This is a genomic window from Sporosarcina sp. FSL K6-2383 (assembly GCF_038618305.1).
Classification (GTDB): domain Bacteria; phylum Bacillota; class Bacilli; order Bacillales_A; family Planococcaceae; genus Sporosarcina.
Window position 1 is genome coordinate 2,333,829 of sequence record NZ_CP152017.1, and the last position, 18,210, is coordinate 2,352,038.

The 18,210-nt window shown below is 43.3% G+C and carries 18 protein-coding genes; 3 read left to right on the top strand and 15 right to left on the bottom strand.

Annotated elements, in window-relative coordinates; all coding sequences use genetic code 11:
- Positions 1-10: 10 nt before the first annotated feature.
- On the top strand, positions 11-487 hold the full coding sequence (locus MKZ10_RS11535) for a YbaK/EbsC family protein (RefSeq protein ID WP_342510168.1): 477 nt from the start codon (positions 11-13) through the stop codon (positions 485-487).
- A 119-nt stretch (positions 488-606) separates the two neighbouring features.
- Here the strand turns inward: MKZ10_RS11535 and rnz are convergent, their stop codons facing one another.
- From rnz to mce, 6 genes are all read right to left on the bottom strand, one after another.
- Positions 607-1,551 carry a ribonuclease Z gene (rnz, locus tag MKZ10_RS11540; RefSeq protein WP_342505101.1) on the bottom strand — a complete coding sequence of 315 codons (945 nt, stop codon included), beginning with the start codon at positions 1,549-1,551 and terminating at the stop codon, positions 607-609.
- Positions 1,552-1,567: 16 nt separating this feature from the next.
- Positions 1,568-2,737 carry a DNA polymerase IV gene (locus tag MKZ10_RS11545; RefSeq protein ID WP_342505102.1) on the bottom strand — a complete coding sequence of 390 codons (1,170 nt, stop codon included), beginning with the start codon at positions 2,735-2,737 and terminating at the stop codon, positions 1,568-1,570.
- A 64-nt stretch (positions 2,738-2,801) separates the two neighbouring features.
- On the bottom strand, positions 2,802-3,278 hold the full coding sequence (locus MKZ10_RS11550; protein ID WP_342505103.1) for a chemotaxis protein CheW: 477 nt from the start codon (positions 3,276-3,278) through the stop codon (positions 2,802-2,804).
- Positions 3,271-4,413, bottom strand: a complete 1,143-nt coding sequence (locus tag MKZ10_RS11555) for a M20/M25/M40 family metallo-hydrolase (protein ID WP_342505104.1) — start codon at positions 4,411-4,413, stop codon at positions 3,271-3,273. Before MKZ10_RS11555 ends, MKZ10_RS11550 begins: the two co-directional genes overlap by 8 nt.
- Positions 4,414-4,426: 13 nt before the next feature.
- On the bottom strand, positions 4,427-5,980 hold the full coding sequence (locus tag MKZ10_RS11560; RefSeq protein WP_342510170.1) for an acyl-CoA carboxylase subunit beta: 1,554 nt from the start codon (positions 5,978-5,980) through the stop codon (positions 4,427-4,429).
- A gap of 3 nt (positions 5,981-5,983) precedes the next feature.
- A complete protein-coding gene (gene mce, locus MKZ10_RS11565; RefSeq protein ID WP_342505105.1) occupies positions 5,984-6,394 on the bottom strand; it encodes a methylmalonyl-CoA epimerase in 411 nt (136 codons plus the stop codon).
- A 106-nt stretch (positions 6,395-6,500) separates the two neighbouring features.
- Between mce and prli42 the strand changes: the two genes are divergently transcribed.
- Positions 6,501-6,599 carry a stressosome-associated protein Prli42 gene (gene prli42, locus MKZ10_RS11570; protein WP_342505106.1) on the top strand — a complete coding sequence of 33 codons (99 nt, stop codon included), beginning with the start codon at positions 6,501-6,503 and terminating at the stop codon, positions 6,597-6,599.
- Positions 6,600-6,658: 59 nt separating this feature from the next.
- Here prli42 and MKZ10_RS11575 read toward each other — a convergent pair whose 3' ends face one another.
- Positions 6,659-7,099 (bottom strand): BrxA/BrxB family bacilliredoxin, encoded by a 441-nt coding sequence (locus MKZ10_RS11575; RefSeq protein WP_342505107.1) that lies wholly within the window; start codon positions 7,097-7,099, stop codon positions 6,659-6,661.
- Positions 7,100-7,510: 411 nt separating this feature from the next.
- Between MKZ10_RS11575 and MKZ10_RS11580 the strand changes: the two genes are divergently transcribed.
- Complete coding sequence (locus MKZ10_RS11580) at positions 7,511-7,765, top strand: DUF3949 domain-containing protein (RefSeq protein WP_342505108.1); 255 nt, start codon at positions 7,511-7,513, stop codon at positions 7,763-7,765.
- 54 nt (positions 7,766-7,819) lie between these two features.
- Here MKZ10_RS11580 and meaB read toward each other — a convergent pair whose 3' ends face one another.
- The 8 genes from meaB to lpdA all read right to left on the bottom strand — a co-directional run bounded on the left by meaB (position 7,820) and on the right by lpdA (position 18,200).
- Complete coding sequence (gene meaB, locus MKZ10_RS11585; RefSeq protein ID WP_342510172.1) at positions 7,820-8,854, bottom strand: methylmalonyl Co-A mutase-associated GTPase MeaB; 1,035 nt, start codon at positions 8,852-8,854, stop codon at positions 7,820-7,822.
- 44 nt (positions 8,855-8,898) lie between these two features.
- Positions 8,899-11,058: a methylmalonyl-CoA mutase gene (gene scpA, locus MKZ10_RS11590; RefSeq protein ID WP_342505109.1), complete on the bottom strand. Its 2,160-nt coding sequence runs from the start codon at positions 11,056-11,058 to the stop codon at positions 8,899-8,901.
- Positions 11,051-12,718: a methylmalonyl-CoA mutase family protein gene (locus MKZ10_RS11595; RefSeq protein WP_342505110.1), complete on the bottom strand. Its 1,668-nt coding sequence runs from the start codon at positions 12,716-12,718 to the stop codon at positions 11,051-11,053. The genes scpA and MKZ10_RS11595 overlap by 8 nt, the downstream gene beginning before the upstream one ends.
- A 98-nt stretch (positions 12,719-12,816) precedes the next feature.
- The gene (locus MKZ10_RS11600; RefSeq protein ID WP_342505111.1) at positions 12,817-13,338 is read right to left on the bottom strand and encodes a GNAT family protein; all 522 of its coding nucleotides are present in this window, start codon (positions 13,336-13,338) and stop codon (positions 12,817-12,819) included.
- Between the two features lie 75 nt (positions 13,339-13,413).
- Complete coding sequence (locus MKZ10_RS11605) at positions 13,414-14,724, bottom strand: dihydrolipoamide acetyltransferase family protein (RefSeq protein WP_342505112.1); 1,311 nt, start codon at positions 14,722-14,724, stop codon at positions 13,414-13,416.
- 26 nt (positions 14,725-14,750) lie between these two features.
- Positions 14,751-15,734 carry an alpha-ketoacid dehydrogenase subunit beta gene (locus MKZ10_RS11610; RefSeq protein ID WP_342505113.1) on the bottom strand — a complete coding sequence of 328 codons (984 nt, stop codon included), beginning with the start codon at positions 15,732-15,734 and terminating at the stop codon, positions 14,751-14,753.
- Positions 15,734-16,741: a thiamine pyrophosphate-dependent dehydrogenase E1 component subunit alpha gene (locus tag MKZ10_RS11615; RefSeq protein WP_342505114.1), complete on the bottom strand. Its 1,008-nt coding sequence runs from the start codon at positions 16,739-16,741 to the stop codon at positions 15,734-15,736. The genes MKZ10_RS11610 and MKZ10_RS11615 overlap by 1 nt, the downstream gene beginning before the upstream one ends.
- 31 nt (positions 16,742-16,772) lie before the next feature.
- Positions 16,773-18,200: a dihydrolipoyl dehydrogenase gene (gene lpdA, locus MKZ10_RS11620; protein WP_342505115.1), complete on the bottom strand. Its 1,428-nt coding sequence runs from the start codon at positions 18,198-18,200 to the stop codon at positions 16,773-16,775.
- Between the last annotated feature and the right edge of the window lie 10 nt (positions 18,201-18,210).

Below are 18,210 nucleotides of genomic sequence, written 5' to 3' on the forward strand. Positions count from 1 at the left end.
ATTGGGAACCATGACAAATTTGACGTCTAGCTCGCAACTTGTGCAGGATAAATTACAGGAGCTACAGCATCCAAATGAAGTAATCATATTGGCAGATAGCGCACGAACAGCGCAAGAGGCAGCTGACGCACTAGGCTGTGAGGTTGCCCAAATTGCCAAGTCGATTATTTTCCGATTAAAAAGTACTAATGAGCCGCTGTTAGTTGTGGCAAGTGGCGTTAATCGGATCAATGAGAAGTTAATCGCTAAGCAATTGGAGGATAAATTAGGAAAGGCAGATGCTGATTTTGTCCGTGAGACGACAGGGTTTGTTATCGGTGGGGTTCCACCATTAGGACATAAGAATCCTGTACGTACGTTAATCGATGAGGATTTGTTTCAATATGACACAATTTGGGCTGCTGCCGGACACCCAAAAGCGGTGTTTCAATTGACGCCTCTTGAGTTGGAGGGCATGACAAAAGGACAAGTTATGGCAGTGAAATAATATAAAATAACGGAACCCCACCTCTCCTTGACAGAGAAAGTGGGGTTTGGAAGACTTTATGACCGTCTTGACTGTAGTTATGATCGTCACGAACTACTTTATGACCGTCTTAGCTATCGTTATGACCGCCATTCGATTACTGCGCCATCTTTCCACTCAAAACGTGAAAAATCCTCCGCTATGTACAAATCGGAAAAAATAGCCTTGCCTTGTTCCTTGAGCTTGGCCACATCACTCGGCATGAAACGTGCACTAATATGATTGGCAATCAGCGTCTTCACACCTGCTTCTTGTGCCACACGTGCTGCATCACCAATGGTCGAATGTCCATACTCTTTTGCTAAATTTCCAGTATCCATATCGAAGGTAGCCTCGTGGACAAGGATATCTGCATTTCGGGCTAGCTCAACAGCAGCTGGACAATAACTTGTATCGCCAAGAATGGCAACTCTAAACCCATCCTGCGGTTCGCCTGTGACCTCATGACTATGCACAATCCGTCCATCTTCCAATGTCACATCCTGCCCATCTTTTAACTGTTTCAGCAGCGGGCCACTTGGCACTCCAGCTTCTTTCACATTGTCTATGAGCAACTTTCCTGGAAGTGGCTTTTGTTCAATTCGATAGCCTAGACATGGAATGACGTGCTGTAAATTGTTTGCAACCACTAAGAATTCATCATCTTCAACGACAATGCCATCTTCAATTTCATGAATCTGTAGCGCATAATTCAAATGTGTGTTGGTAATCCGTAACGTCGTTTCCAACCATTCTTCAAGACCCACTGGTCCATAAATATCAAGTGGCTCATTGCCACCTAGAAATGATCGTGAGCCGATTAACCCAGGCAAGCCAAAAATATGATCACCATGCAAATGCGTGATAAATACTTTGCTAATTTTTCGCGGTTTCAATGAGGTATGTAAAATTTGATGTTGTGTCGCTTCTCCACAGTCAAACAGCCAGTAGCCTTTCCCTTCAGCAGATAGATTCAACACTAATGCAGATGTATTACGCAGTTTGGATGGCATTCCTGCACCTGTCCCTAAAAACTGTAGTTCCATAATAACATCCCTCCTTTCATACATTGCCCCGCTTCACTGAACCGGGACCAAATTTTTGCTCTAACTGTGACAGCAAACTATCCATTTGTTCTTCTTTAGCATGTTTTTCAAAATTATAAAAGGATAGCTGCTCATGCAATTCATGCATAGGAATAACATTCGATACCGTAACACCTAGCAAACGAATTGGTTCACCATCCCAATATTTGTTGAATAAACTTGCGGCTTCTTTATAAATATCTTGCTCTTTATAAAGGGGATTTAATACAGTACGACTCCGCGTCTGATTACGCCAATCAGCGGTGCGTAGTTGAATCATGACAACAGTTCCCGCCAGTTGTCTGTTATCGAGCCGCTTCGCTACACTTGCGGCGAGCTTATTGAAAATTTTGAGACAAGCATTTCTATCTGTTTCATCAATTACTAATGTCGTTGAACTACCAACACTTTTTCGTTCCTCCGCTGCTTCAGGGTCAACCGCACGCTCATCAATACCATTCGCACGTAGTAGAAGTCTTAAACCGTTTTTACCAAGTACTGATTTGATTTTGATTTCATCTGAAACGGCAAGATCACCAATAGTTTGGATACCAAGTGCATGTAACTTTTTTTCCGTACTTTTTCCAATGCCGTGCATATCAATCACAGGTAACGGCCAGAGAACTGCTTCGACTTCGCGCTTCCTTAAAATCGTGATCCCCATCGGTTTTTTCATATCGGATGCGGTTTTGGCTAAAAACTTATTCGGCGCTATCCCTATCGAACATGGTAAATCAAGCTCCTGCAACAAACGAGTCTGCATGTCCGATGCGATGTTGACAGCATCCGTTAGGCCGCCAATGGCCGTAATGTCAATGTAAGCCTCGTCAATCGACACTGGTTCTACAAGATCCGTATAGGTACGCAGCAGATCGAAAACAGCCGATGAGGCAATCCGATATTTTTCGTGATCAGGCGGGACAAGGACCAAATCTGGACAGAGCCGTTTTGCCTCTCCGACAGTCATTGTCGTATAAATCCCCAGTGCTCTCGCTTCGTACGAGCAAGTAACCAAAATACCCCTACGCTCTTTCGGATTGCCTGCAACTGCCATCGGAATGCCTTTTAAGGAAGGGTCATGCGCTTGTTCGACAGAAGCAAAAAAACTATTCATATCTAGATGTAAAATCACTCTTGCAGTCGACACCACGACACTCCCCTTCCTCATTGATTACAAAAACCGGGCAGATGACACTACCCGGTTTTGGAAGTTATTGTTCCAGTGCTAATTGTTCTTGAACATATTCACTGATTTCATCCATCCCGGCCAGCGTTTTAGATAAAATTTCAGGATCGACGACTGTAATCATACGATTTTCCAGATTCGCAACCGTTGTGAAATACTGTGTTCTCGAATAAGCCATCAATCCTGCAGATGTCATAACACTTTCCGGAATATCAAGAATTTCTTTGGCATCCAAAACGAGCAATCCGATGAATAAATTCTCGGTCTGAACGACGACAACACGTGATTCCACATGTCCTTTTGCACTATCTCCATATAAAATCTGTTCAAAGTCAATGATTGGAACAAGTTCCCCACGAATGCGCATCAGTCCGAGCATGTAATCAGGTAGATGCGGGATTCGGTTTACTTGCTCAAGTCTTTCAATAGATACAACTGATTCAACAGCAATCGCATACTCCTCGCTACCACATTGGACAATAACCGCTTTTAAATTACTCATTTCTTACGCCCCCTTTGACATTTGCTGTTACACGAATAATTTCAAGCAATAACTCAGCTAATTTATTTAATTCTTCAACGGGCATCCGCTCATTTTTTGTATGAATTTCCTCATAGCCGACAGATAATGTAACAGTCGGAATACCTGCACCGTTGAAAATATTACCATCACTGCCACCGCCACTTGTCATTAGCTCTGGCGTACGTCCGATATTGCGAATTGCCTGCATCGCGGTTTGAACCACTTCTGCATCCTCTGCGAAGCTAAATCCAGGATACATGATTTTGACTTCCGTTTCAGCTTTTCCACCCATCAACTCAGCAGTTCTTTCATATGTCCGCACCATATGCTCCGTTTGCTCCTTCAATTTATCAGGATTAATAGAGCGTGCTTCCGCTAAAATATGGACTTCATCGCAGACGATATTCGTTGCTTGACCACCTGTAAAGCGTCCAATATTAGCCGTTGTTTCTGCATCAATTCGCCCAAGAGACATAGCCGCAATTGATTTGGCTGCAATATTAATAGCAGAAACACCCTTTTCCGGTGCAACTCCGGCATGTGCCGTTTTGCCTAAAATCGTCGTCTGCAATTTCGCTTGATGTGGCGCTGCGGTTACGATTCCGCCAACCTTACCATCACTATCCACTGCGTAACCATATTTCGCGGTAATCAACGACGTGTCCATTTCTTTTGCACCGGCGAGCCCGCTTTCCTCACCTGCTGTAATGATAAATTGAATATCACCATGTGGCTGCTTACTTTCTTTCAATGAACGTGCCATTTCAAATAGTGCTGCGATTCCTGCCTTATCGTCTGCACCTAGAATCGTTGTACCGTCAGAATAAATATAGCCATCTTCACAAAGTTCAGGTTTAATGCCCACTCCTGGGACGACCGTATCCATATGACAAGTGAAATAAATCGGGTCAATTCCCTCTGCCGTTCCTTTCATTGTCGCAACCAGATTCCCCGCACCATGTCCGCTACGATCATCTGAATCATCTTCTTCCACATTAAAGCCAAGTGCTTCCATTTTTGTCGTCAAAATATCAGCAATTTGTCGTTCATCTTTTGTTTCCGAATCAATTTGTACCAGTTCAAAAAACTCATCTAATAATCTTTGCTTGTTCACTCCGTACATCTCCTTATAATGGGATATTGCCATGTTTCTTCTTCGGTCTTGTTTCTTGTTTATTACGCATCATATCAAGCGACTGCAATAATTTAATACGCGTTTCGCGTGGATCAATAACATCATCTACCATACCATGAGAGGCCGCTACATAGGGATTGGCAAATTTCTCACGGTAGTCCTCGATTTTTTCAGTGCGTGTTTGCTCCGGGTTATCACTATTCGCAATATCACGAGAGAAAATAATATTAGCTGCACCTTCTGCACCCATCACTGCAATTTCCGCGTTTGGCCATGCATAGACGATATCCGCACCTATCGATTTTGAATTCAGTGCCACATAAGCGCCGCCAAATGCCTTACGCAAAATAACAGTCATCTTAGGTACAGTCGCCTCTGAATACGCATACAAAATCTTCGCGCCGTGACGAATAATCCCGCCGTGCTCCTGTTTAATGCCTGGGAAAAAGCCAGTAACATCTTCAAATGTGATCAATGGAATATTAAAGGAATCACAGCAGCGAATGAAACGTGCGATTTTATCGGAGGAATTGATATCCAAACCGCCTGCCATTACTTTCGGCTGATTACAAATGAGGCCCACGGTTTCGCCTTTCATGCGCGCAAAGCCAACGACAGCATTTTTAGCAAATTCAGCTTGAACTTCCATAAATGACCCTGTGTCGACCACTTGGTCAATCACTTTGCGGACATCATAAGGTCGAGTTGTTTCAAACGGTACAACATCCGCTAAGTCTGCGCGATAGTCTTCCATTTCATCTTCATTATACGGGGTAACAGGTGTTTTTTCGGTATTATTTTGTGGCAAATAGGATAATAATTTTCGGACATCCTGCAAAACAGTCGCTTCATCTTTCCCACGAAAATGCGCATTACCACTAATAGCATTATGTACTTTTGAACCGCCGAGATCCTCGGATGAAATTTTTTCGCCTGTTACTGTTTCAATGACTTTCGGTCCTGTGATAAACATCTGACTTGTCTCATCAGTCATAAAAACAAAATCTGTGATTGCTGGTGAATAGACAGCCCCACCTGCACACGGTCCAAGAATGACAGAAATTTGAGGAATAACGCCTGAATAAATAGCGTTCCGATAGAAAATTTCCCCGTAACCATCCAGCGACACAACACCTTCCTGAATACGGGCTCCCCCCGAATCATTCAATCCGATAAATGGTGCACCATTCTTCGCTGCTAAATCCATGACATTAGCAATTTTCATGGCGTGCATTTCCCCAAGTGCTCCACCAAAGACAGTGAAATCCTGGGAGAATAAATAAATTGGTCGACCGTCAATTTTACCATAACCTGTGACCACACCATCTCCAGGACCTTCTAGCTTGTCCATCCCAAAATCACGTGTCCGATGTGTCACAAATGGGTTCAATTCAACAAATGTATTTTCGTCTAACAATAAATGTATTCGTTCCCGAGCTGTGAGCTTGCCTTTTTCATGTTGCTTGGCAATGCGCTCATCGCCGCCACCGAGTTCAATCGTACGTTTTTTATCGTATAATTCATTAATTTTATCATAAATGTCCATCATTTAGTCCCCTTTGCCAGTCTTATCGCATAGCTCATATAACACGCCGAATGATGATTTAGGATGAAGGAATGCCACTTGTGCCCCACCTGCGCCTGCTTTCGGCTCGTCTTGTAGCAACTGGACACCTTTTTCCTCTAATTCGTTCATTCTTGACCGAATATTTGTCACACCGAATGCAATATGATGAACACCTTCCCCGCGTTTATCAATAAAATTCGCAATCGGACCGTCTTCCCCAAGCGGCTCCAGTAATTCTAATTTAACATTTCCAGCATCAATGAACGCGACACGCACGCCTTGACTAACGACTTCCTCGATAGCTAATAGTTTCAAACCAAGGGTATGTATATAATAATCCAGCGATACTTCTATACTTTTCACAGCAATGCCAATATGATCGACCCCTTGCATCTAAATCCCTCCCCTACAGTCTATTTTACCCTATAATTTCATTAGATGTTGTGAAATCTGCAATTTCTGTTAAAATAGAAGTATCAAACGTATAGGGGTTTTGACTATGAGCAATAAAAAAGTACAAAAAATCGTTGTGCTTGTAATGGTCGGCGCAATGTTTGCGTCAAGTGTCCTATTTGGCCTCAGCGCAATTTTATCGTAACCACAATTCAAAAACAGTCCGCCTATGCAATTAAATGCGTGGGCGGACTGTTTTTTTATTTAGATTTCTTTACAAAATTCTTCAAACTGACTTTGTAAATTAACGACAACAGACATCGGATCATGTCCTTCAATTTCATAACGACCGACTTCTGCTACTAGCTTACCATCTTTTATAAGTGCAAATGATGGTGAAGATGGCAAGTGATCTTCTCCGAATAGCATACGTGCTTGTGCAGTCGCTTCCTTATCCTGTCCAGCAAATACTGTTACTAAATGGTCGGGACGTTTATCATAGTGAACTGCGTGAGCTGCTGCTGGTCTTGCGATTCCTCCTGCACAGCCACAAACAGAATTGACCATGACAAGTGTTGTGCCAGACCGTTTAAACGCTTCTTCAACGCCTTCTGGAGTCGTTAGTTGCTCATAACCACTCGCTTCCATCTCTGAACGCGCTTGTCTAAGAATATCATTCATATAAAGATTAAAATCCATACTCATTGTACATGTATCCCCTTTCTTTTTACCTCTTTATCATAGCAGGAGGAAAGGTTTCGTGCAAAAAATCGAATCCAAAATAGTAGTGAATAATTTACTCCAATTATCCATACTCTAGCACAAATGGAGCAGTATAAGCCCATGCACATAACTTTTCTATTCTTTACCCGTAGCAAAGTATTGAACGCAGGCGTTCTACTTTTATCATTAGCTATTTTAGATTCTTTATTCACTGATTTGGGTCTGCGAAATAACTATAATACAGAAGCAAACCCACCAATACATATTGTCTATGGCTCAGGTGTCTTTGGATTTAATTTTCAGAATAAATGAAATGAAAAATGAAACCTTTTCCACTACACTTTCGTATATACGATTAACAGCAAATTACCAGAAAAGGAAGAGGTGAAAATTATGGTACTATGGATTTTAGGTTTGGTTATAGTTATTTATATAATTGTGATGATTCCCGTGCAATACCGTAATATTGAAGCAACCAAAAAAGAACTGAAAAAGTCGGGTAAAACGCATAATGAGATGTATGAAGATATGAGTTTTGAACAGCAGCAAATGCAATTTAATCTACAAGGTAACTTTTTTAATATACCTGCTTCATTAATTGCAGAACTTATTTATTTTTTACGTCATCGTAAAGAGAAAGTATCTTAAATAGAAAAAAGGTGACTTCCACTATTTATAAGGAAAGTCACCTTTTTTGATGTTTTACTCAAATAACCGATCCACTGCACCGGTCACTGTAAGATTCCCTTCTAGTAAGGACCTTTCCAGCTTTTCGACTTGCTCTTTCTTTCCAGGCTCTGCAAAAAACGAGTCAATTAGCCTGTCCGAAATCATCGAGCGGAACCAGTCTTTTGTTTGGGACTGGCGTCTTTCATTCCAAACACCACTATCTTGCAGCGTCTGTTTAAATGTTAACACTGTCCGCCAAACGTCTTCAAGCCCTGTATTTTTAATGGATGAAACAGGCAGAGATGTTGTGGTCCAGCCGGGTGATGCGGGCTGTAGAAAATGAAGTAACTGGCGGTATTCTCTCACCGTCTTTTTCGCAAGCCTAAGATTATCACCATCGGCTTTATGAACAACGATGCCATCTGCCAACTCCATAATGCCTTTTTTCATCCCTTGCAGTTCATCTCCAGCGCCTGTTAATACAAGTAGCATAAAATAATCGACCATGCCTCGAACAACTGTTTCACTTTGCCCAACACCGACCGTTTCGATTAACACCACATCATAGCCAGCCGCTTCACAGAGCAGCATTGTCTCACGAGATTTTTTGTGGACACCACCTAGCGTACCGGCAGATGGTGACGGTCGAATGAAGGCATTTGGATGTCTTGCTAGCTCCTCCATTCGGGTTTTGTCACCAAGAATACTGCCACCTGTCACTGTCGAACTTGGGTCAATGGCCAGCACCGCTACTTTATGGCCTGTATCGGCAAGCATCAGTCCAAATGCTTCAATGAACGTGCTTTTTCCAGCACCCGGGACACCTGTAATGCCGATGCGGATGCTATTACCCGTTTTCGGCAAGACATTCAGCAACAGTTGTTGTCCTGCTGCTTTGTCTTTTGCGGTAATGCTTTCAAGTAAGGTAATTCCTTTTGCTAAATGAAGGCGTGACCCTTCTATAATCTTGTCTGATAACTCGTCAATCGGGATGTCACGATCCTTTTTCACAAATCGCTTGCGCTTCGTAGCAGCCATGCCATCATGTGTTGAGTGAATACCATCCATTACATGAAGTGCACTGTCGTCGGGTAACAAACGGTGATCATCTGTCACTCCATCACTTCCTCGTAGCCGAGTCTTCGATAAATTTCTTCAATGACTTTTTGAGCTGCAACTGGGATGACTGTTCCTGGACCGAAGATGGCTGCCGCGCCGTTTTCACGTAAAAATGCATAATCCTGAGCTGGAATAACACCGCCTACGACAATGAGAATGTCTTCACGACCGATTTTTGCAAGCTCTCCAAGAAGCTCCGGTACAAGCGTTTTATGTCCAGCAGCAAGCGAACTAACCCCAATGACATGAACATCGTTTTCTGCTGCCTGTAAAGCAGTTTCTTCTGGCGTTTGGAACAATGGCCCGATATCGACATCAAAGCCAAGATCCGCAAATGACGAAGCAATCACTTTTGCACCACGGTCATGGCCGTCCTGCCCCATTTTGGCAATGAGAATACGTGGACGTCGACCTTCATTTTCTAAAAAATCGTCCGCCATTGATTTCACTTCATTTATCTCTTCTGCGTTCGAGAAATTCGAACTGTATACGCCGCTCACGGAACGAATCACCGCCTTATGTCTACCAGATACGCTTTCAATCGCATCCGAAATTTCACCGATTGTCGCGCGCGCACGTGCGGCATCGACAGCACAGGCAAGTAAATTGCCTTCGCCACTACGTGCAATTGCCGTTAACGTCGCTAGAATGCGTACGACTTCCGCGTCATCGCGATCTGCCTTCATCTGATGGATACGTTCAATTTGTTTCTGACGAACAAGTGTATTGTCAATATCCAAAATATCGATAGGATCTTCCTTGTCCAGGCGATATTTATTAACCCCGATAATGGATTCTGCACGTGAATCGATTTGTGCTTGACGCTTGGCCGCAGCTTCTTCAATTTTCATTTTTGGTAAGCCCGTTTCAATCGCTTTCGCCATACCACCCAGGTCCTCGATTTCTTCAATCAATTCCCAAGCCTTGTCTATCAACTCATCCGTTAATTTTTCGACATAGTATGAGCCGCCCCACGGATCGATTACTTTCGTCATCATCGTTTCCTCTTGCAGGAATAATTGCGTATTACGTGCAATACGTGCAGAGAAATCTGTCGGTAACGCAATCGCCTCGTCAAGTGCATTCGTATGAAGTGACTGCGTGTGCCCCATTGCCGCCGCATTCGCTTCGATTAGCGTACGTGTGACATTATTAAATGGGTCCTGTTCCGTTAAACTCCAGCCTGATGTTTGCGAATGTGTGCGCAATGCCAATGTTTTTGGGTTCTTCGGTTCAAACGCCGCCATCATTTGTGCCCATATTTTACGTGCCGCACGCATTTTGGCAATTTCCATATAGTAGTTCATGCCAATTGCCCAGAAAAACGACAATCTTGGCGCGAAGGAATCGATATCGATGCCCGCCTTTAAGCCTGTCCGAACATATTCGAGTCCATCTGCCAGTGTGTAGGCAAGTTCAATATCCGCAGTCGCTCCAGCTTCTTGCATATGGTAGCCCGAAATTGAAATCGAGTTGAATTTCGGCATATTATTGGATGTATAGTCAAAAATATCGGCAATGATTTTCATCGACATATCGGGTGGGAAAATATACGTGTTGCGCACCATATATTCTTTCAAAATATCATTCTGAATCGTCCCCGCAAGCTTGTCTGGTGTGACGCCCTGTTCTTCAGCAGCGACGATATAAAAAGCCATAATCGGCAATACCGCCCCGTTCATCGTCATCGATACAGACATTTGATCAAGCGGAATGCCGTCGAACAAAATTTTCATATCCTCAACCGAATCGATAGCAACGCCGGCTTTCCCTACATCACCTGTAACCCGTGGATGATCGGAATCATAACCACGGTGAGTCGCAAGGTCAAAGGCCACAGATAATCCTTTTTGGCCCATCGCTAGATTACGTCTGTAAAACGCATTACTTTCCTCAGCCGTTGAAAATCCGGCGTATTGACGTACTGTCCACGGTCGAGCCACGTACATCGTCGGATAAGGGCCTCTTGTATTTGGTGCAATTCCGGGATAGTCGTTGACGTGTTCAACATTTTCGATATCCTGATCTGTATAAATTGCTTTAACATCAATTCCTTCATTTGTTCGAAATAGCTTACCAGCAGATTGTGTTTGTGATTGGTTAACTTGTACAATTTTCTGCACATCTACTTGACTGAAATCGGGCTTATTCACCGTCAACTCCACCTTTCCATGTAGTGTGGATAGCTATTAATTTGTCGACTTTGTTTTGTCCCGAAAATAGGAAACCATTCAAACCAGCATCCAACCATTGTTGAGTCATTGCAGGTTCATATTTCCCAGCGATATCTAACAGCGTATTTTCCGACCATCCTTTGAGTATTGTTTCCATAACGGCTTCAGTCAAAGTAGGCGTAGCACAAACAATAGCATAGTCGACTTGTTCATTCGCAAGCCAAGCCTGTGCCGCTTGTGCATCTTCAAATGCGGGGCTCCATTCACACTGAATACCGCCCGTCGCTAAAAATCCGGCGACAAAATCAGCCCGGGGTTTGAAATCTTTCAACGCGCCAAACGTCAGTAGCACCGTTCGTGGTTGTTCTTTACTAAATAATAATCTAAGATCCTCAAATGGTTCGGCAAGGCGACCTTCGACCGCAATGCCACTCCAATCAGCAAATTCGGTAGCCGCCGCATCTGCATAGACATTCGTGCCAATCAATGACTGCTTCCCTTTTGCTACTTCATCTCTTCGCTGTTCAAGAAGTGCGGCAAGGCTGCCATTAGCCATATATGTTTCGTAACCACCCGCAGCTTCTATCCCTACAAATAATGCCCATGCTTTGTCTACTAGTTCAGACGTCAATGTTTCGATGAAATAAGAACCGCCCGCTGGATCAATGACTTTATCAACATGCGTTTCTTCTTTCAGTACAAGTTGAATATTGCGGGCAAATCGAATGGAACTTTCCGATGGCCCTGTCAGCACATCATGCGGATGAACGGTCATCACATCTGCCCCACCAAGTACTGCAGCGAATGTTTCATTGCCAGCTCGTAACAGGTTGACATACGGATCTAGCTTCGAATAGGAGCGTAGCGATGTCGTTGCCAACAGTGGAATAGAAGGAGCATTTGTTACTCCGTAAGCCGCACTAAAGGCTTGCCACAGCACACGAAATGCACGAAACTTGGCGATTTCCATGAAGAAATGCGTATCAACTGCAAAACGGACGAAGAAATCTTTTGCAAAATGATCGAACGTTTCTTGCTTCTCCGTATATTGTGCGGCCTGTGCCAGCGCAAGTGCCAGTTCTGTAACCGCATCAGCGCCGTTATGATGCGCTGCCCATGTCTCCGCAACGGTTGTCCGCACTTGCTGAAACCCTTCAGGCAGTGTCCATCCTGAAACAGCAATAGCCCCTTTCACTGCTGAACGATTTGCTTCATCAACAAATGTAAAGGCTTTCAAAAACGAATCTTCCTTTTTAGTATTTGTAATGAAGATCGGATAGTCTGTCATCAGCTGTGCAATTTCAAGAAGTGAGGATTCGTCCCAGTCAAATGGCTGTGTACCATCGTAAACAATCGCTTCATTGCCACGATCCAATGAATTTTTCAATTCCCTTACAAACTGTTGGCCATTCATTGCATGTGTTTGCTGTGCAATGATCCAGCCCGTCTGTTGTTTAGTGACACGAACGCCTTCTATAAAACTTTCACGCGTATACAGTGGTTGAAGGTCAATCCCTTCCAACGTTTTCGTCATCAGCGATTCTAACGGCTTCCCCTTCAAAGACCGAATCGCTTCCTCTTTCCATTGTTCGAAGTCCACTTTATCAAATGTTGTCGATTTCATAGTATGTATAGTCATCGTACACGCTTCCCCCCTTAATAATGCATCTACTACTAGTTTACCCGACTATGCTTGGTGTTGAAAGAGATAAAAGGCCGTCAGTTGATGAATCGCTTTCACACGTATAAGGCAGCCCAGCTATAGTAGACGAATGTCAACTGTTGGTTATTCATCTCAAACGTTTCATCACTCGTACCTATCTGTTCAAATCCATTTCTCTCCAAGACCTTTTGAGACGCTATATTATTGGTTGTTGTTTGTGCTTTTATTTTTTTTATTCTTCCTTCCAACATTACCGCTTCTACTAATAATTTCAATGCCCTATTCGCAATTCCTTTTCCAGTATGAATTTGCCCCACTCTATAGCCTAGATGAGCAATACCTTGATGTTCCTCAATATCTATTAAATTCATTCTCCCGAGAATTGAGCCCTCTGCATCCTTTATTAAATAGAAAAAGCAAATTCCTTGAGCTTGTTCATCTAGCAAGGATTCGTGTCTGCTTTTAAAAAAGTCGAAATTATAATAGTCATTACCTCTAGTTGGTACCATTTCTTCGAAATAAGACCTGTTAGTAAGTTCAAATGCAAATAATTGTTCAGCGTCTGCAAAATTCAACTTTTCAAGAATTATGTCCATGGCCATCTACCACCCATCAATATAAATTTAAAAAACCTCGACCCGCATGAAGCAGACCGAGGTGTAGCATGTTTCTTAATAAACAGATGTATTGTCCGCAGAAACATTTTCAAGAATTTCTTTGACACGTGCAAGGAATTGACCACAAACTAGGCCATCCAGTACACGGTGATCGAGTGACAGACATAAGTTCACCATATCACGTGCTGCAATCATGCCACCGTCCATAATCATTGGACGTTTTACAATCGACTCCACTTGTAAAATCGCTGCCTGCGGATAATTAATGATGCCCATTGATTGAACAGAACCGAATGAGCCAGTATTATTCACCGTAAACGTACCACCTTGCATTTCAGCCGATTTTAATTTACCTGAACGTACTTTACCTGCAAGCTCCTGAACTTCACGGCCAATGCCTTTAATCGTTTTTTCATCCGCATGATTAATCACCGGTACAAATAATGCGTCATCTGATGCGACAGCGATGGAAATGTTGATGTCTTTTTTCATAATAATTTTATCGCCAGCCCACATGGAATTCATCATTGGGAATTCTTTCAAAGCTTGTGCGACCGCCTTCACGAAAAATGCAAAATACGTCAGATTGAAGCCTTCCTTTTGTTTAAAGTCACTCTTCAATGAATCGCGATATTGAACAAGGTTTGTAACATCAACTTCAATCATCATCCAAGCATGTGGTGCTTCGTGTTTAGAGCGTAGCATATTGCTAGCAATAGCACGGCGTACGCCTGTGATTGGAATTTCTGTATCGCCTGCCATGACCGGTACATTGACAGGTTCTGCAGGTTTCGGTGCTGGTACTGGAGCCGCTGCCGAGGCTACAGATGCTGGGGCTTCTATTACCGGTGCCGTAGATGCCGTTGGAATATTGCCACTTTCGATAATCGCCAGCAAATCTTTACGCGTAATGCGCCCTTCCTTACCAGAACCTTCTACTAGTGTCAAATCGATGCCATTGTCTTGTGAAAGACGAAGGACGGCAGGTGAATAGCGTCCTGCTTCTTTTCCTTTTTCACGGTTCAATGAGCTAGCCGGTTTTTGTGAACCAGCAGCCGGCATTTCGTTTACTGGTTCTTCTTTTGCTGGTGCGGCAACGATTGCTGCTTCAACAGCTCCATCGTCTTCAATTTCAATTGTACAAATAATCGCACCGACGGCAAGGGTTTCTCCTTCTTGTGCAATCAATTCCTTGATAGTCCCAGCGAATGAAGATGGAACTTCAGCCGTTACTTTATCCGTATTCACTTCTGCAAGTGGATCGTATTTATTCACCGTATCGCCCGGTTTAACAAGCCATTTCTCAATGGTACCTTCTGTCACACTTTCTCCAAGCTGTGGCATTAAGATATTTTCAATAGCCAATTACTTTACCTCCGTCCCGAATGAAATTAATATTCAGCAAGCTCACGCGCTGCTTTTTCGACTTTGTCTGGATTGACCATGAAAAACTTCTCCATCGTCGGTGCGTACGGCATAGCTGGAATATCCGGTCCTGCAAGACGTTTGATAGGAGCATCGAGTTCAAAGAGACAGTTTTCAGCGATTATCGCTGCTACTTCTCCCATAATGCTTCCTTCTTTATTGTCTTCAGTTACAAGAAGGACTTTCCCTGTTTTAGAAGCCGCCTCAATAATCGCTTCTTTATCTAGCGGGTAAACCGTTCTTAGGTCAAGGATATGTGTAGAAATACCGTCTTCTGCAAGACGTTCAGCTGCCTGCAAGGCAAAATGTACACATAAACCGTAAGTAATAATCGTAATGTCATCGCCTTCGCGTTTTACATCCGCTTTACCAATCGGTAATACATAATCATCTGTGGGTACTTCACCTTTAATTAATCGATAAGCACGTTTATGTTCAAAGAATAGAACTGGGTCTTCATCACGGATAGCCGCTTTTAGCAAACCTTTAGCATCGTATGGTGTAGAAGGAATAACGATTTTCAATCCAGGCGTGCTAGCAAACATCGATTCCACAGATTGCGAGTGGTACAACGCGCCGTGAACACCGCCACCAAAAGGTGCACGGATGACAATCGGACATGTCCAATCATTATTTGAACGATAACGAATTTTTGCTGCTTCAGAGACGATTTGGTTTACAGCTGGCATGATAAAGTCCGCGAATTGCATTTCAGCAATTGGGCGTAAGCCATACATTGCCGCACCAATGCCGACACCTGCAATAGCAGATTCTGCAAGCGGTGTATCCAGCGCACGGTATTCTCCGAATTGATCGTAAAGACCAGTCGTTGCTTTAAATACGCCGCCCTTGCGTCCAACGTCCTCTCCTAGAACGAAAACGCGGTCATCACGTTCCATTTCTTCCTTCATAGCCAATGTGATGGCATCGATATAAGACATAACAGCCATTACGCGTTCCCTCCTTGTTCAGCATAGACATGGAGAAGCGCAGACTCAGGTTCAGCATACGGAGCGTTTTCCGCATAATCGGTCGCTTCGTTCACTTCTTTCATGATGCGTTCTTCCAGTTCTTTTTCTAACTCGTCCGTTAGTACACCAACTTCTTTTAAATAAGCTGAGAACTTCGGAATCGGATCTTTTTTCTTCTCATCTTCAAGCTCATCCGCATCACGGTACTGACGGTGATCATCATCTGAGGAGTGTGCAGTCAAACGATAGCAAATTGTTTCCACTAAACTAGGACCTTCACCACTCCGCGCACGATCTGCTGCTTCTTTCACAACTTTATAAACTTCTAGTGGGTCTGTTCCATCGACAGTAACACCTGGCATACCATACCCGATAGCACGGTCCGATACGTTGACACAGCCTAATTGTTTTTCAACTGGAACAGAAATCGCGTACTTATTATTTTCAACCATAATAACAGTTGGTAATTTATGAACACCTGCGAAGTTCATGCCTTCGTGGAAATCCCCTTGGTTGGATGAACCTTCACCAAGCGTAACGAATGTGATGAAATCTTCTTTTTTTATTTTCGCAGCAAGTGCCACACCTACAGCATGCGGAAGTTGTGTCGTAACAGGTGATGACCCTGTTAAAATACGATTTTTCCGTTGACCAAAGTGACCTGGCATTTGACGACCGCCCGAGTTCGGGTCTTCCGCTTTAGCGAATGCCGATAACATCAAATCTTTTGCTGTCATTCCGAAATGAAGGACAACCCCCATATCCCGGTAATAAGGTGCAATCCAGTCCTTGTCTTTATCAAGTGCGAAAGCGGCTCCCGCTTGTGCTGCTTCCTGTCCTTGACAAGAGATGACGAATGGAATTTTCCCAGCGCGGTTTAAAAGCCACATACGCTCATCAATACGACGAGCCATTAGCATCGTTTCAAAAATTTGTAGGACATCTTCATTAGATAGTCCAAGTGCTTCATGACGATTATTTGTCATTTCTATTATCCCCCTCCACCAGAAAATGTATTTACATATGAATAGCTTTTCCGTCCACAGCAAGTGCCGCTTCGCCCATTACTTCAGACAAAGATGGATGCGGATGAATCGTACTAGCCACTTCCCACGGTGTTGCATCAAGTACCATTGCAAGCCCTGCTTCAGATATTAAATCTGTAACATGCGCACCGATCATATGAACACCTAAAATATCATCCGTTTTCTTATCCGCAATAATTTTAACAAAACCATCCGAATTACCATTGACCAGCGCTTTACCAATTGCCATGAATGGGAACTTGCCGACTTTTACGTCAAACCCCTGTTCTTTCGCTTGTTTCTCCGTTATGCCTACACTTGATGCTTCCGGACTCGAATAAATACAACGCGAAATTTTTGTATAATCAATTGGCTCATTTTTCAATCCTGCAATATGTTCAACAGCGGCAATTCCTTCGTGAGAAGCAACATGTGCCAATTGTAATCCGCCAATGACATCGCCAATTGCATAAATATGATGTTCTTTCGTTTGGAACGTCGGTCTTGTTTTAATATAGCCCTTGTCTAGTTCTATTTCGGTATTGTCGAGGCCAATTCCTTCTACATTTGCTTGACGACCGACAGATACTAACATTTTTTCTGCTGTAAACGCTGTTGTTTCGCCGTTTAGTTCAGCGGAAATCGTAACAGTATCTGCTGTTTTAACAACTGTATCTGGCAGCACTTTAGCGCTTGTGACAAAAGTAATTCCCTTTTTCGTCAATAGCTTTTTCATTTCTTTCGAAATATCCTCATCTTCAGTCGGGATGATGCGATCTGCATATTCAATGACTGTGACATCTACACCGAAATCATTAAGCATAGATGCCCATTCAATGCCAATGACACCACCACCAACGATAATGATAGATTTTGGGAGTGCTTCCATTGCCAACGCACCATCTGAAGACATAATTTGCTGTTCATCAATGTCTAAACCTGGTAGTGAACGTGGTCTAGAACCTGTTGCAATGATTAAGTTTTTCAAGATAAGCATTTCATTTTCATCGCCGTTGTTCATTTCCACAGAAATGGTCCCAGGCATTGGTGAAAATATAGATGGACCAAGCATTCTGCCCAACCCTTCGAAAACATCAATCTTATCTTTTTTCATCAGCGCGGTAACACCGCTATGTAACTGTTTGACGATGCCTTCTTTGCGTGCTTGTACACGGCTAAAATCAAGCGTTACTTCTTTCGTATCTACACCGAACGCGGCTGCTTGGTTTTTCGCTGTATCGTAAACCTCAGCACTTTTTAGCAACGCTTTACTTGGTATACAGCCTTTATGCAAACATGTGCCGCCAAGTTGTCCTTGTTCGACAAGTGCTGTTTTCAGTCCTAATTGTGCAGCGCGGATAGCAGCTACATAGCCACCTGTTCCGCCTCCCAAAATTACTACATCATATTCCCGTGCCATATACATGGCC

What these genes read in the sequence shown, in the direction of transcription:
- MKZ10_RS11535 (WP_342510168.1), top strand. Translation starts at nt 11, where the DNA reads ATGACAAATTTGACGTCTAGCTCGCAACTTGTGCAGGATAAATTACAG.
- rnz (WP_342505101.1), bottom strand. Translation starts at nt 1,551, where the DNA reads ATGGAACTACAGTTTTTAGGGACAGGTGCAGGAATGCCATCCAAACTG.
- MKZ10_RS11550 (WP_342505103.1), bottom strand. Translation starts at nt 3,278, where the DNA reads ATGAGTAATTTAAAAGCGGTTATTGTCCAATGTGGTAGCGAGGAGTAT.
- MKZ10_RS11560 (WP_342510170.1), bottom strand. Translation starts at nt 5,980, where the DNA reads ATGGACATTTATGATAAAATTAATGAATTATACGATAAAAAACGTACG.
- mce (WP_342505105.1), bottom strand. Translation starts at nt 6,394, where the DNA reads ATGCAAGGGGTCGATCATATTGGCATTGCTGTGAAAAGTATAGAAGTA.
- prli42 (WP_342505106.1), top strand. Translation starts at nt 6,501, where the DNA reads ATGAGCAATAAAAAAGTACAAAAAATCGTTGTGCTTGTAATGGTCGGC.
- MKZ10_RS11575 (WP_342505107.1), bottom strand. Translation starts at nt 7,099, where the DNA reads ATGAGTATGGATTTTAATCTTTATATGAATGATATTCTTAGACAAGCG.
- MKZ10_RS11580 (WP_342505108.1), top strand. Translation starts at nt 7,511, where the DNA reads ATGGTACTATGGATTTTAGGTTTGGTTATAGTTATTTATATAATTGTG.
- meaB (WP_342510172.1), bottom strand. Translation starts at nt 8,854, where the DNA reads ATGGATGGTATTCACTCAACACATGATGGCATGGCTGCTACGAAGCGC.
- MKZ10_RS11595 (WP_342505110.1), bottom strand. Translation starts at nt 12,718, where the DNA reads ATGACTATACATACTATGAAATCGACAACATTTGATAAAGTGGACTTC.
- MKZ10_RS11600 (WP_342505111.1), bottom strand. Translation starts at nt 13,338, where the DNA reads ATGGACATAATTCTTGAAAAGTTGAATTTTGCAGACGCTGAACAATTA.
- MKZ10_RS11610 (WP_342505113.1), bottom strand. Translation starts at nt 15,734, where the DNA reads ATGGCTGTTATGTCTTATATCGATGCCATCACATTGGCTATGAAGGAA.
- MKZ10_RS11615 (WP_342505114.1), bottom strand. Translation starts at nt 16,741, where the DNA reads ATGACAAATAATCGTCATGAAGCACTTGGACTATCTAATGAAGATGTC.
- lpdA (WP_342505115.1), bottom strand. Translation starts at nt 18,200, where the DNA reads ATGGCACGGGAATATGATGTAGTAATTTTGGGAGGCGGAACAGGTGGC.